Genomic DNA, 14,509 nt, shown 5'->3' with positions numbered 1-14,509 from the left:
TAATTCATTACTTTTCATTTTTTAATTTCGGATTCGTAGTGTTAGCGCGTTTGCCGCAACAATTATTGTGCTTAGTGACATTAAAATTGCTCCTAGAGCTGGGTTCAACAAAACGCCCCACGGCGCTAGAACACCTGCTGCAAGTGGAATCGCAACAATGTTGTAGCCAGCTCCCCACCAAAGATTTTGAATCATTTTACGTCGTGTTTGTTTTGCTAAATCCAGAAAACGAAGGATATCTTTAGGATCACTGTCCGTTAAAACTACATCGGCTGAGTCAATAGCAACATCGGTACCAGCTCCAATTGCCACACCAATTGTCGCTCTAACTAGGCTGGGTGCATCATTGATTCCATCTCCAACCATCATCACTTTTTTCCCTTCATTTATATACGTTTTGATGATAGTTTCTTTATCTTCTGGCAATAGTTCACCGTGATAATCATCAATACCTAAATAATGAGCAACCGATTCTGCAGCAACATTATTATCGCCTGTTAACATTACCGGAATGATCCCTTGTTCTTTTAGATCTGCTATGAATTGTTTAGCTTCTGGTTTTATTACATCTCCCAACGCAATCATAGCGACTAATATCTGATCTATGATTAAGTAGCTTAATGTATTCCCTTGTTCTTGATATTGTTTTTTTATAGCAGGTTCAAACCAAAGATTTAAATATTCGACTTCTTTTTCATTTACAATTTTCACGTTTTTTCTATTGACCTCACCAGTAAGACCAATCCCTGAAATACTTTGGAGATTATCAGCATTGTATGGTGAAATCTTTTTTTCTTTTAAATAATTCATAATCCCTATTGCTAGAGGATGGTTTGCATTTTTTTCTAAGGCGCCAATCACTTTTAGAGCTTCTTCTTTTGTTATATTAGCACTGATCATTTCAATACCAGTGACAGTGAATTTCCCTTCGGTTAACGTTCCAGTTTTATCTAGCATGACATATTGAACATCCGTCGCTTGTTCTAATGCATTGCGATTTTTTAACAATAAACCATGTTTTGCAGCAATCGAAGTTGAACGAGCGATTACCAAAGGGATAGCCAAACCTAAAGCATGAGGACAAGCGATAATAAAAACTGTTACCATCCGTTCAAATGCAATACTTATATTTCTATCAACGATCATCCAGATAATAAATGCTAAAAGCCCAGCACCAAGAGCGATATAGAATAACCATTTAGCTACTCGGTCAGAAAGTGTTTCAAGTTTTGATTTTTCTGTCTGCGCCTTTTTAACCATATCCATAACTTTTGAAAGATACCCAGTTTCTCCAGTACCAGTTACAGTTATTTCAATCGTTCCACTACCATTGACTGAACCTCCGATCACCTGATCTTTCTCTTGTTTCGTGACTGTTTTTGATTCACCTGTAACCATTGATTCATCTACAGAAGTGCTTCCTTTTATAATTATACCATCTGCTGGTACTTTATCACCTGCTCGCACAACTAGATGATCATTTTGTTGAACTTGCTGTAACGGTACTTCTTCTTCCAACCCGTTTTTTTTAAGACGTTTCACTTTATCGGGTAACAATTCAGCCATTTTTTGTAATGCATCACTAGCATTTGATATTGCATTCATTTCAATCCAATGTCCTAGCAACATAATGACGATCAACGTTGCAAACTCCCAGAAAAAATCCATCACATGATTTTGCGGCATCATTTTATTCATAATAAAAGCATATACACTATAAAAATACGACACAGTAATTCCCATAGCAATCAGAGTCATCATAGCAGGACTTTTTTGTTTTAATTCCATTTTAGCACCATTCAAAAAAGGTTCTCCTCCATAGAAAAACAGAACTGAAGCTAAGAGCAAAATTACCCAATCAGAACCTGGAAATGTAAACTGAAAGGGCAGATCAACTCCCATCATCGGAGAAAGAAAAATAATTGGAATTGCAAGGACTAGAGAAAACCAAAATTTTTGCTTAAAACTTCCCATATGCATAGAATGATCCATTCCAGTCATTTGACCCTCAGCGTCCATTCCACTATGTTCCGAAGCGTGCTTTTGATGTTTGATATGTTTCTCTTCATCATTGTTCATTTGAATTCCTTCTTTCCCAATTTACTAAAAAATATATATGTTGTACTCCCTATATTTAAAGGATAGCACAACATATCTTTCGGTAAAAATAAAGTACCTTCATTCATGAAAACAAGTTTTGTTTGCGTACTTAACACTAAGTGGATGATCTCAATGCCAGGTGTAACTTTTGATTAACCAAAGGGTATACTCTTTCTTTTCTTTGATTCTTTTTCCTTTTCTTTTACAGGAATCCTTAATGTATCTATAGAAGCTTTTTTGGGACTCTTGTTTTATTTCCAAATACATTTGCTGAATCGCCTTACGGTTTGATCGATATTTCTTTCGATTACCTCCAGTAAATTCATAAAAAATATCGATCCCCCCTGACTCCGTTGTTACTGGAGATTGAACAATCATTTCATTTTGAGCCTTTTTTAATTTTTTTAGTATTTTTTCTGTAACGTTTGAATCAAGTTCTTGTTTTATGATCATTTTACAAAGCCGACTATATTCTATTTTGACCACATGATTGTACACTTTATTTGCGTAATCTAGCCCTTTATATAAAATATTGGCACTAAATGACATATTTACTAATAACTTATATTGAATAACACAATGTTCTTCCATTTTTAGTTTGTTTTCTTGGTATGGAATTTCATTGTTTAACCTTGCTAAAAATTGATGTAAGAGATCATTTTTTTGTTCTTCAATTTTAATTATTTTTTTCATCTAATCTTCCTCTCCTCTAAAAATGAATACATTTCGGTAATTATTTTTTAAATTAAATTTCAAATCCTAATAAGAATTTAGTAGAAATAGAATCCGTATATCACATTAAAAAGTTTAAAAGGTAGCATAACATAACTTAAAGAAATAGATATTGAACAATATTCGGTAAATAAATAATATCACTTAAAATCAAATGCCGCAAGAACAAATTGAAAAAAAAACGGTACACCCGTGATAAAAAAAATGATATAGTAGAAGAAAGATTTTGAGACAACTCATCTGACCCAACTTTTCAGATAAGATAAAACAATAATGAAACGATGCAAACTCGCTACTTTTTTTATAACTAGGAGGTATGATTTTGGAAATAGATTTAAAAGCAGCTGGGAAAAGAATCGAAGAAATAAGAAAACAGCATAACTATTCAATGGCTCTGTTTGCTAATCTCGTTGGAAACTCTAGCGCCAGCACTGTTAATAATTGGGAAAAAGGCAATAACTTACCAAAACAAGAACGACTGGAAAAAATAGCTATCCTTGGGAACAAAACTGCTGATTGGATTCGCTATGGAGATTTTGACAACTATGTAAAACAATTGTTAAGCGAAGCAAATTTAGAAAAGGAACTTAGTCAAAACCAACTCGAGCAATTATCACTAGCACTAGCAAAGCGAAAAATCTCATACACTCAAGACCTAGAAATATTGACTACTGCAATCGAAATGTTTCCAAACCATTTTGAAAAAAGCTATCAGTTCGAGCTTTCTGGACATCATTCTACTTTGATTTCTGAAGATTTAACGAGATACAGTATTGAACAAAATAATCGTTATAGAACTGGCTTTTTGCCAATGATCGAAGAATTGTTGCATGATTCTGATCAAAAGGAAATAAATGCGTCTGTATTATTTTTAGTATTTGATTTGTTGAAACGTACTGAATCAAACGATAATTTTAGAATGATTCCAGAGCTTTTTACGATGATATCAGAAATTTTAACAAACGATATATCTTATCGAAATAAAACTACAGCTAAGATAATACATTATGACGATCTCTTTAAACAACGTATCAAAGGAACACCTTTAGCTAAAAAATCTGTGAAGAAAAAATACTCACAGACAAAAAATAATCTGATTCAAGTTTTAGATGAATTTTACTCGACGTACAATGAAAAATGACACTTATTCTTTGGAGCTATCTTTTTTCTCTGTTACAACTGTAGTTTCTTATTAATAGTAAGTTTCATATATTACAATTAGATGATACCTTTATTGCCAGATTTTAAATTTCACCATTTTAGATTAATCTTACTCATTAAACATGATTATTCTTCTCAGACTATGGTATACTTTTTCTTGTATTGTTAAAGAAGAAAAACGGTGACTTTTCTTGAACGTCATCCGTTTAAAATGATGAATAAAAGCGAGGAACATCACTTGAAGAGAAAATTACTGATTACACTTTCATTTATTTTATTAGTGAACGCTGCGCCAATAAGCGTATTAGCTGATGATATCGATCAAAAAATAGAGTCTCAAACAAAGAAAATAGAAGATATCGTTAAAAATGAAAAGGATGCTAAAGACTACTTAGCAACGTTAGAATCTGAAATCACTACAATTGAAACCGAGTATCAAACCGTTCTTTCTGAAAAACAGAAACATGAGAAGGAAATGAACAAACTAAATACGGATATCACTAACCTAGAAGTTAAAATCGAAAAAAGAAATGAACAATTACAAGCTCAAGCAAGAGTTACCCAAACAAATCATGAACAAGAATCTATGCTAGCTGTTTTGTTAAGCGCCGATTCAATCTCTGATGCTATTTCAAAAGCATTAGCTGTTAATACATTAGTTACTGCAAATAATGATATTTTAACTGCTCAAAAAGAGGATAAAAAAGAGCTTGATATTTTAAAAGTCAATTTGACTGCAACTTTAAAAACGCTTGAGAAAAAAACCGAAGAGCTAGAAGAAAAAGAAGCAGCTCTTGCCGAAGCTAAACTTGAACAAAATATAAAAATCAACGAAATTGCTGCAAGTCTTGCTACTGAAAAGGCTGAAAAAGACAAGTTTGTAAAACAAAAAGAAGAAGCAGCAAAACTGAAAGAAGCACAATTAAAAGCAATTGCTGCAGAAAAGAAAAAAGAGGCCGAAGCAAAAGCTGCAGCTGAAAAACTAGCGAAAGACCAAGCAAAGCAAACTGCCGATGCCCAAACACAGCCAAAAGAAACAAAACAAGTAGACACCGTCCCTAATACAAATACTGAAAATACTCAAAATGACGTTCCTGCTAACAATCAGACTCCCGCTCCACCAACCTCATCTGGCGGTTGGTCTGCTCCTGTAGCAAGCATGACGATCACTAGTGGATTTGGTGGTCGTGAAGATCCAACTGGCATCTCTGGATCATTTCATGATGGTATCGATTTTGGTGGTGCTAGCGGTACACCGATCATGGCTGCGCGAGCTGGAGAAGTTGTTAGCGCAAATTATAGTGGTATGGCCGGAAATCACGTTGTGATTAAACATGATAATGGTTATTATTCCTACTATTTACACATGAGTAGCTTAAGCGTTACAGCTGGCCAAAGTGTGAGTGCAGGACAAATGTTAGGTGGAATGGGTACTACTGGTAATTCGACTGGAGTCCACTTACACTTTAGCATTTCAACTGGATTATGGAGCGGATTTGTCAATCCAGCCCCTTTCCTCGGACTATAAATTATTCTATTAACGATAAGAAAATCAGATTCATTCTGTTTTCTTATCGTTTTTTACTTCCTTCATTTCATTTACCCTGAACTGCTGAACATGCTATAATAAAAGTAGAGAAAGAAAGGTGCTGATTACCATGATCAATAACTATTCAAACATTCTAGTTGCTGTCGATGGTTCGAAAAATGCTGAGTTAGCTTTACAGCATGGTGTTGCAATTGCAAAAGAGAAAAATGCTACCCTCTATTTATTGTCCGTCGTTGATGAAAATGCAATCAGTCATAGTTCTTATGCATATTCAAAAGTACTTGCTGAAGAAAAAGAAGCAATCGAAAAGGAACTATTAAAAAATATTTATTATGCTACTGAACAAGGTTTAAACGATGTTATACCTCTTGTTGAGATTGGAAACCCAAAAGAAATGATTTCCAAAATAGTTCCAGCAAATCAGGCTATTGATTTGATTATTGTTGGTGCCACTGGTAAAGGGATGATCCAATCTAATCAATTAGGTACAACTACTAGCTATGTCGTACAATACGCACCTTGTAATGTACTTGTTGTGAAATAATCAAAGGATTTACATTAAAAAAACAGCCATGTCTGGGACATAACTCTACGAGCCACATCCCAGACATGGTGAATCCGAATGAACAGTGGCAACAAAAACCACTATTACGTTACACTTCTATTATGCCCTCAAAAGTTGTACATGAAAAATACAATTTTTGAGGGTTATTTTTTACTAATCCCTTAACTTTCCAACTAACACAAATCGATGTTGTTGATTACGAAAGTAACCTTTGTTTATTTGTTCATTTCGTACATTAAGCAATTGCTGAAAATGCGTCTCCACTGAAAACTCTGGGTACTCCCATGGAATTTGTTTAACGTAATAAATCAATCCTTCCATATCAAAAAAGTCTTGATATGGAAAATATTCATCCGCATATAGGATATCAAACCGACTTTTTGCTAAGGCTTCTTTTGCTGTTTTTATCGACCATTCTTGCGATTTATCTTGAAGAGTTGTTTCTAATTTTGCTGAAAGTATCTTTCCATTTTTATCACCAACTTGCTGCGTAATAAATATTCCTCCTGGTTTCAATACTCTAGCAACTTCTTTTGGATCGTAAGATTCATGACGATTCAATACGATATCAAATGAATTATTTAAAAAGTTCAAGTGATCGGTTTCGTCGACGAAAGTTACTGTCACACCTTGTGGCTGTAGCACATTTTTTAACAATTGATAATTTGGCTGCCAGCCCTCGGTAACAGAGGTTTTTTCATAAGGATGGGCAAACGTCAATAATAGTTCTCCTCCCCCTGTCCCCATGTCTAATAAATCCATGTCACTCGACAAGTAATCACTAACAAGATCACAATAACTCCAAGGTAGATTTTCTTGTTTCCAACGACTTTCCATATATGAAAAATTCCAGCCATTAAATTCTACATTTTCAATCGTCTGCCAATATTTTTTTAACTCCATCGTTTTCATAACGAACGCTCCCTTACATTTTGATGATTGGTGTTTGGTAAGGTAGATACAGTTATGCATTATCTGATAGAAATAGATTTACTCGATACAGATTCCATCAGCACTATAACTGTATCGAGTTGTTACTTCGAAGTATCACCTTTAGCCTCATAATAATCATCTCCTACCTTTTTTTAAAACTTTTGCCCCAATATATATCCATACATACCCCATGACCACACAAAAGAGTATTGCGCATAACAGAAATTCTGGACCATTGTAAAATGCCGGGGTAACTATAAACTCACATAAAGGAACAACAAAAATAAACAAAATAATTGCGACTATAACACCAGTAAAATAAATAAGTCCTGTTGAAACATAATAGTTAGAAGTTCTTAGTTGTTCTTTATCTACAGGCAAAGCATTTTCCCCTTGACCATTTGAATAACGACTTTGAGTCGTATTCATTACATCAAATGTGCTATTGCTAATAGTCGTTCGTTCAGAAAATTTTCTTTGTTGCTCACGGTTGTTCATTTGTATCACTTCTTTCACTTAATACAGTATTTTCTTTTATCTATTATACCATCAAAAAAAGACGATAGGCAGCTATATTCCAGCTTTTTGCCTTAACTCAACCCATTAAGTGTTGAAGCAAAATCCCCCTTTTCTTTCAAAAGGTTTTCTATTTAAAGAGCTGAGTCCTTCTGATTACGAAGTTGATGGTGCCACGGTCCATAAAAAATGATCCGACACTTTTTTTCATTTGCTTCTCTCCAATTGACCTATTTTTAAGTAATCTAAAAGAAACGCACAAAACATCATATTCGCCCATGAAAACCATTCACGTGTATACTTTTGAGGATCATCTACGTTAACGCCCTCATGCATGTGATTTGTGCCAGCATCAGTTTGAACTAATATATCTAATAACTGAGCTTTTTCCAACTGGCTATTTGTTGTTAAGCCTTGGATGCACAGTGCGATTGGCCATACAAACTCTTTTGGCGTATGCTCACTTCCAATTCCTTTTAATTTTGTTCCTGCGTAATAATACGGATTTGTATCAGACAAAATCAATGTCCGTGTATTTTGATAAATCGCATCATTGATCGAGCAATAACCCAAATATGGAGCCGCTAATAAACTAGGTACATTAGCATCATCCATTAAGAGATAATTTCCTAGTCCATCTACCTCATAAGCATAAACTTTTTGTCCCTGATGTTCAACGATTCCCCACTTTGTTATCCCATGATGAATTTCTTGTTTCAGTTTATCTGCTTTTTCTGCCATCAGCTCATCATCATAAATTTGATTAGAAATTTCCGATAAATATCCTAATATAACAACCGCAAACATATTTGCTGGAATTAAATAGTTATATGTACAACTATCATCACTTGGGCGAAAACCTGACCAAGTCATCCCAGTATAACCACAAGGTTCCCCTAAACCGTTATTCGATAGCGTATCTTCTGGTCGTTCACCAAAACGTTCAAAACGATAGGGGGAATTTTCATGGTGCTGTTCCGTTTTAAAGAGATGAATAATCGTTGCAGCTGCTTGCTTGAACTCTCGTGTGAAGTGCTTCGTTTCGCCCGTTTCTTTCCATAATAAATAAGCTAATTCAATTGGATAACATAAAGAATCCACTTCATACTTACGCTCCCATATCCATCCATTCATCTCTGTGATATCTTGATGGTAGCAATGACCATTTTCAGTTTCATTGAAGGCATTTGCATAAGGATCAATCAAGATATATTTTATTTGGCGATCAACTAAACCACGAATCATCTGCTGAATGTTTTCGTCATCATTTGCGACAGCTAAATATGGTTTGATTTGAGCTGATGAGTCACGTAACCACATTGCTGGAATATCTCCTGTGATTACAAATGTATCATTAACTGTTGTTTTTACTGTTGTTTCTAGCGTATTATCAAAACAATTTGAAAAAACTTCGCTCCATCTCGGATTATCAGATTGTTCAGCTACAGCTTTTTTTATTTTTTCGATTACTGACTTTGAATAATTTATACTCACAATGATCCCTCTTTTACTTTCCTTTTAAGATGACTTCTGACTTGATCCAAGATTTTATCGTATCTTCATGATACATCGCTAAAATTTCTGTATATAAGATGTCGATGACCGTCAGCACAGGAATTTGAGGTGATATACCGCCCATATCTTTTTTCCCCATGGAACTTGTTAAACAAAAAGCTTTAGCAAATTCTTTATACGGACTTTTCTCATTTGCAGTGATCACGATGACTTTAGCATTTTTTTCAGAAACGATTTTTATTGCTTTCTCCACTGCTTCATTATCACCAGAAATTGAAGAGATAACGACAAGATCTCCTTGTTGGACACCATGGGCCATCATCACAATTGAGTGCTCATCTGTGATTACGTTGACGATTTTGCCAAGTCTAGAAAACTTAAACTGAAAATCTTCGCCGCAAAATGCATTATAACCCGTTCCCCAATAATGAATGATGCGGCCACTATCGATCATCAGGGCAGCTTTTTTTACTTCCTCTTTATCCAATTTTTCAATAATATCATTGAGTAACAATGAATAATTCAAATTTACGTAGCTAATACTCGAATCGCTTTGTTTCTTTGTTCCTTTACTAGAGTACTTATATAAATAGATCAGTTCTTTATAATTAGCTAAGCCAATTTTTTTACAAAAACGGGTGATCGATGAATTAGATACACTAAGTTTTTTAGCTAACTCTTGAATGCCTAGCTCTGTATTACCATCAAGAAAATACTGTGCAATTATACGTTCAACATCAGTAAACTTCTTTTGATTTGCCTGAATGATTAATTCAATATAACTTTCCATTTTTGATAACTCCTTTCTTTATAGCAAAGAAAACAAGAGACTGAACTATTGTTTAGCCCAGTTAGTCTCTTGTCCTCTAAAAGCCTTTACTAATCTTGGGTATTTAATAATTGGCTCTCATCAAATTTCATATTCATGCGTACAAATGGTGCGTAAATAAAGATGTCTAAAACAACTAAAACAGCAGTTAAAATCACTGGACTCAAATGAAACGCACCTAAAATCCAAGTACTGATAAATATCGGTTCATTTCCAGAATTTAAAACTACTAATGGAACGACCCAACCGATTTTAGTTACAATGTATGCCACAATCGCATTGAATACGGGTACAAATACAAACGGGATAAACATCAAAGGATTTAGTACAATTGGAAAACCAAAGATAATTGGTTCATTAATTCCGAATAATCCAGGAATAAATGATAGTTTAGCTACTTCACGTCCACTATAAGTTTTAGGTGTAAATATCAAGATTGCTAAAATCAGACCGAATGTCGCACCTGAACCACCAATCATTGCATACACATTTGTCATTGTATTGGGGGCAACTGAAATATCAGCAAAGCTTTTCGTTTCTGCAAATTTCGCAACGTTTTCTAAGAAAATAGGTAACCATAATGCTGAAACAACTCCCCAAACAATATTGAATCCATGTAATCCTAAAAACCATAGGATTTGTTCTAATAGAATAACGACAATAATAGCAGGCAACCCAGTACCAACAGACGTTAATGGTTGAACAAATAATTGACTAACCATATCCATAAAGGAATTGAAATCGAACGCTTCAATCACGACTTTCATTATAGAACAAACTAACAAAACGATTGAAATTGGAATCAACGCAAAGAATGAATCAAATACATTGGGCGGGACATTTCCAGGTAGTTTGATCGCAATTTTGTGCTTGGCTAAAATTGAATATAAGAATACAGCCAATAACCCAACAATCAATGCCGTAAACATTCCTTCATAACTAAAGAAATTGTTTGCATATCCTTGAATAATAGCAGCAGACTTGTCTGAAAAGTTCACATTATTAGGCACCATCACAAAATAAGCAGCAAAAGCTAGTAAAGTTGCTAGTAATGGATTGATATTTGCTTCAGGATGTTTTTTCATCAACTCTTTGGCATAGTTATAAGCCGTAGAAAATACGATCAATAAGGCTACAATCCCCAAAGTTCCTAGATAAACATTCCCAAAGATTGCTGATACCGTTTTTCCAATCTCTGTTTCTCCAAAAAAGGCATCAATCTGCATTTTGATCAAATTGGAAAATGATCCCACTACTGTAAATGGGATACTGCTAATAAAAGCATTTTTAATCGCTTGTAAAACACTATTGTTATCCACTTTATTTGCAATTTTTAATAGTGGGTCCTGAATTTTTTCGATAGTTAGTTTCATGTTTAACTCGACCTTCCTGTATTATCGTTCTATTGAAATTGTTTTGATTTCTCCTGGCTTACATTCACCTATTAAAATTTCTTGCGTTTTCCCTAGACCTTTCAGCGTATCTCCCTTTAAATCGACAAATCGGACAGTATGCTCAGTTGGTAGAATAATTTTTTCATTTTTAACCGTATGGATTAAGGATGGATTGTATAAACGAAGATTCACCCACCGTTTGTCCTGACTTAATTCTAAAGCACTAAAAACTAAATTTGAGTTATCCAAATCTATGAATTCTTTTAGACTCTTCAATTTGTCTACTTTATTGCTTTGGAAATATTGAATTGGATTTGTAAATCGATTCAGCGTTTGAACTTGATAGTATGGACTTGCTACTGAATAGGTTTGATATTCTTTTTGAATCATTACTGGATCAAAAGTATCTGTGATCACTAAGGAGAGCTCCATCTCTAAATCACCTAGTAATTGACTATCTGGGGTTGGAATATATCGATATTGATTGCCTGAAGCATCTCCTGGTCTTCTAAGTAATTCGGGTCTACCTAAAAATCCTACTCCTCTAAAGAGTGTAATATACATATTATTTTCAATCACTTGATACTCTTTGATTCCTTTACTCATTACGGTCCAGCTAGTAGCTGAGTCATGTATGTTTGAGTAATGCATCATTGGATAAATTTCAGTTGGTTCTTCTTTCCAACCTACTATTCTCCAATCATGAATATGAGGATCTTGATTGTCTCTTTCAACAATTCCAAATAATGTATCTGCATAGCTGACTTGGCTTTCAACTGGTGTTCTTACAACTAATCGCATGCGATGATCTAATGCTTGATTATTGATCTTTAATTTCATATCGATTCGTTTAGACTCTTGGTTTAATGACAGCGTAAACACATATTCAATTACCGCATTCTTTTCTTGCGCTTTTCGCTCTTGTAAATCTTTAGGCACATGCCAACTGCCTTGCAAAGTCATACTTGAAACGTATGCTCCTCTTTGAACTTGAACATCTGACGCATCAAATAATAACTGGTGAATTTGGTCATGATAAGCAGGTGAATAATCATAAGTATCCCCTTCATCACCTGACTCTTCAATGAACAAACAGTTTTCGTAAGTTGTTCCCTGTTCTTTTACAACAACAGAAAAGTGTCCTTTTGAAAAAATAATTTTATAATCAGAGTTTTCAATTATTGTTTGTTCAAGATTAGAGTTTTCACTAGATTCACTTGAATCGCTGTATTCTTCCAGAGCAACGATCACATAAGACAGCGGTGGTGTCTCTTTGACAAAACTTATCTTATGAATATAGTAGTATTTGGCTTCATCATACTCACGTTCCGATCTTCTAACTTCACCTCCATATACCTTTTCCGTTGATAGAATTTGTATGGTCAATTCATTCTGTTGTTCGTCAAACAATTTGATATTCTTTTGTTTGGTACTAACTTCTACAATATATGGATCATTTCTTCTATATGGTAATGTATTAAATAACACTAAATTATTTTTCTGAATACCTTCAATTGATTCCGAAATTTTTCTTACTAGGTAATCGATTGTGGAATAGGATAACTGATCAGCTTCTTTATATCTCGCTAAAATCATCTCATTCGTTTTATCGGTATTACATCCGCCAATACTGTCATGTGCGTGATTTTTCAATAATAGTTTCCAAATATAATCCAATAATTCTCGTTTAAACGATATCCCTAAATCATCAGCCATTACCATCAAAGGTTCTAATTGGAAAATCAATCGATTTTCGATTGTATCATTAAATTTTTTTAGGTCATATCTTGATGAATAAATTGAGCGATGGATTTTTGACACACTCCCACTCATAAATTCACCTTGAACAGTTGGCAACTCAGCATTTTTTTCTCTCAATAAATTAAAAATATGTGGATAATTGCTTTCTTCAATTTTATATTCAGTATCAAATTGGTCGTTAACTTCTTGAATAATTTTTTTCAAATCGCGATCAACTGCTCGCTGGTCCCCTCCAACTGGTAATGTTACAATATCAGTCGCGCTATCTTCAGACACAATATCCAACATAGCTTTTTTCTGATAGAGTTCCCCTTCAACAAGAGCAACACCAGCATAGTAGCCATTGCGAATATTGATGGTCAAAACTTTTGAACCATCTTCAGCGCTCCAATAGAACTCTCGACTTTTTGTGACTTCATTCGGCATTCCCCGCCAAAATACCGCATCTTGAATACCAAAACCGTTGTAAATTTTTGGCATATCTTTACTTTGACCAAATGAATCTGGTAGATAGCCTAAGGAGGTATGACCACCTAATCGTTTTGACATACCGATTCCAATTTGCAAATTCTTCACAACTGATTCACCAGCTACCACAAATTCATCCATTTGCGTATACCAAGGACCTATAAATAATTTATTTGCTTCTACTAATTCTTTGATTTTTGTTTCTTTTTCTGGATAAACTTTTAGATAATCATCGATAATACTTAATTGCCCGTCTAAATAATAGTAATCAAGTTCTTTATTTTCTAATGCATAAATCACCTCGTCCATATGATAAGAAAACTGGATAAATGCTTCGTTATCACTAAAGTACCACTCACGATCCCAATGGGTATGCGCAACAACATGTATCTTCTTCATTACATCTTCTCCTTCCATCGTTGTTCTTCTTTAATATACGCTGGATCATATTAAAAGAAAACGATTTCGGTAATATTTTCAAGTGTTTTCTATTTTTTATCTTTATAATGAAAATATTACCATTAAGAGACATAAAAAAGCTGAGTATAAAAAGTTTTACACTTTTATACTCAGCTTTTTTAATTTCTACTTTCCATAATTAGCAAGAAACTATTTTCATAGACTCCTTGTTCTTCCTTTAACATCCACTTAGGTTAACACCTCATATTCAGCGATCGTACTTGAAATAATACCTGAGCGTTTTTTCTTTTCAGGTACTTCTACGTCCGTTCCCTTTCTCTGATGCATTTTTTTAAAAGATTGACTATTTACCCAATTTTTTTGATGTTCTTTTGACATCCAACGACTTAAAACGACCAACTCCGTTATGTCAGGATTCTCGGGTACGATACGCTGCATTAATTGAAAATCCAAGAATCCTTCCACAGCCTCCATACTTTCCTTAGTATGGCCTGCTGTAAACTGTTGAATGATTTTTTGAGAATGAGCTGTTTCCGTTTGGATCGTATTGGTTACAATATACATTT

Annotated in this window: 12 protein-coding genes; 3 read left to right on the top strand and 9 right to left on the bottom strand. The window is 34.3% G+C overall.

What is annotated here, in order from left to right; all coding sequences use genetic code 11:
- Positions 1 to 21: 21 nt before the first annotated feature.
- Positions 22 to 2,019, bottom strand: a complete 1,998-nt coding sequence (locus I580_RS02965) for a heavy metal translocating P-type ATPase (protein ID WP_245558670.1) — start codon at positions 2,017 to 2,019, stop codon at positions 22 to 24.
- A 210-nt stretch (positions 2,020 to 2,229) separates the two neighbouring features.
- A complete protein-coding gene (locus I580_RS02960) occupies positions 2,230 to 2,793 on the bottom strand; it encodes a hypothetical protein (protein ID WP_010772796.1) in 564 nt (187 codons plus the stop codon).
- A 361-nt stretch (positions 2,794 to 3,154) separates the two neighbouring features.
- Between I580_RS02960 and I580_RS02955 the strand changes: the two genes are divergently transcribed.
- From I580_RS02955 to I580_RS02945, 3 genes are all read left to right on the top strand, one after another.
- Positions 3,155 to 3,973: a helix-turn-helix domain-containing protein gene (locus I580_RS02955; RefSeq protein ID WP_010772797.1), complete on the top strand. Its 819-nt coding sequence runs from the start codon at positions 3,155 to 3,157 to the stop codon at positions 3,971 to 3,973.
- Positions 3,974 to 4,174: 201 nt separating this feature from the next.
- Complete coding sequence (locus I580_RS02950; protein ID WP_248632328.1) at positions 4,175 to 5,521, top strand: murein hydrolase activator EnvC family protein; 1,347 nt, start codon at positions 4,175 to 4,177, stop codon at positions 5,519 to 5,521.
- A gap of 130 nt (positions 5,522 to 5,651) precedes the next feature.
- Complete coding sequence (locus tag I580_RS02945; RefSeq protein ID WP_010772799.1) at positions 5,652 to 6,086, top strand: universal stress protein; 435 nt, start codon at positions 5,652 to 5,654, stop codon at positions 6,084 to 6,086.
- 174 nt (positions 6,087 to 6,260) lie between these two features.
- On the opposite strand, the gene I580_RS02940 is transcribed toward I580_RS02945, so the two are convergent.
- From I580_RS02940 to I580_RS02910, 7 genes are all read right to left on the bottom strand, one after another.
- Positions 6,261 to 7,019: a class I SAM-dependent methyltransferase gene (locus I580_RS02940; protein ID WP_010772800.1), complete on the bottom strand. Its 759-nt coding sequence runs from the start codon at positions 7,017 to 7,019 to the stop codon at positions 6,261 to 6,263.
- Between the two features lie 156 nt (positions 7,020 to 7,175).
- A complete protein-coding gene (locus tag I580_RS02935) occupies positions 7,176 to 7,538 on the bottom strand; it encodes a hypothetical protein (protein ID WP_010772801.1) in 363 nt (120 codons plus the stop codon).
- Between the two features lie 225 nt (positions 7,539 to 7,763).
- Complete coding sequence (locus I580_RS02930; protein WP_010772802.1) at positions 7,764 to 9,050, bottom strand: glycoside hydrolase family 125 protein; 1,287 nt, start codon at positions 9,048 to 9,050, stop codon at positions 7,764 to 7,766.
- 13 nt (positions 9,051 to 9,063) lie between these two features.
- The gene (locus I580_RS02925; protein ID WP_010772803.1) at positions 9,064 to 9,861 is read right to left on the bottom strand and encodes a MurR/RpiR family transcriptional regulator; all 798 of its coding nucleotides are present in this window, start codon (positions 9,859 to 9,861) and stop codon (positions 9,064 to 9,066) included.
- An 89-nt stretch (positions 9,862 to 9,950) separates the two neighbouring features.
- Positions 9,951 to 11,273: a PTS sugar transporter subunit IIC gene (locus I580_RS02920; protein ID WP_010772804.1), complete on the bottom strand. Its 1,323-nt coding sequence runs from the start codon at positions 11,271 to 11,273 to the stop codon at positions 9,951 to 9,953.
- Between the two features lie 21 nt (positions 11,274 to 11,294).
- On the bottom strand, positions 11,295 to 13,922 hold the full coding sequence (locus I580_RS02915) for a glycoside hydrolase family 38 N-terminal domain-containing protein (RefSeq protein ID WP_010772805.1): 2,628 nt from the start codon (positions 13,920 to 13,922) through the stop codon (positions 11,295 to 11,297).
- 249 nt (positions 13,923 to 14,171) lie between these two features.
- Positions 14,172 to 14,507, bottom strand: coding sequence for an antibiotic biosynthesis monooxygenase (locus I580_RS02910; RefSeq protein ID WP_010772806.1), 336 nt, complete (start codon positions 14,505 to 14,507; stop codon positions 14,172 to 14,174).
- Positions 14,508 to 14,509 lie beyond the last annotated feature (2 nt).

The sequence above is a fragment of the Enterococcus caccae ATCC BAA-1240 genome (assembly GCF_000407145.1).
Lineage (GTDB): Bacteria > Bacillota > Bacilli > Lactobacillales > Enterococcaceae > Enterococcus_L > Enterococcus_L caccae.
The sequence above is the reverse complement of the archived record's forward strand: the minus strand, read 5'-3'. Positions and strand labels throughout refer to the sequence as shown.

Coding starts and splice junctions, on each gene's coding strand:
- I580_RS02965 (WP_245558670.1), bottom strand. CDS start 2,019: ATGGACGCTGAGGGTCAAATGACTGGAATGGATCATTCTATGCATATG.
- I580_RS02960 (WP_010772796.1), bottom strand. CDS start 2,793: ATGAAAAAAATAATTAAAATTGAAGAACAAAAAAATGATCTCTTACAT.
- I580_RS02945 (WP_010772799.1), top strand. CDS start 5,652: ATGATCAATAACTATTCAAACATTCTAGTTGCTGTCGATGGTTCGAAA.
- I580_RS02940 (WP_010772800.1), bottom strand. CDS start 7,019: ATGAAAACGATGGAGTTAAAAAAATATTGGCAGACGATTGAAAATGTA.
- I580_RS02935 (WP_010772801.1), bottom strand. CDS start 7,538: ATGAACAACCGTGAGCAACAAAGAAAATTTTCTGAACGAACGACTATT.
- I580_RS02925 (WP_010772803.1), bottom strand. CDS start 9,861: ATGGAAAGTTATATTGAATTAATCATTCAGGCAAATCAAAAGAAGTTT.
- I580_RS02920 (WP_010772804.1), bottom strand. CDS start 11,273: ATGAAACTAACTATCGAAAAAATTCAGGACCCACTATTAAAAATTGCA.
- I580_RS02915 (WP_010772805.1), bottom strand. CDS start 13,922: ATGAAGAAGATACATGTTGTTGCGCATACCCATTGGGATCGTGAGTGG.
- I580_RS02910 (WP_010772806.1), bottom strand. CDS start 14,507: ATGTATATTGTAACCAATACGATCCAAACGGAAACAGCTCATTCTCAA.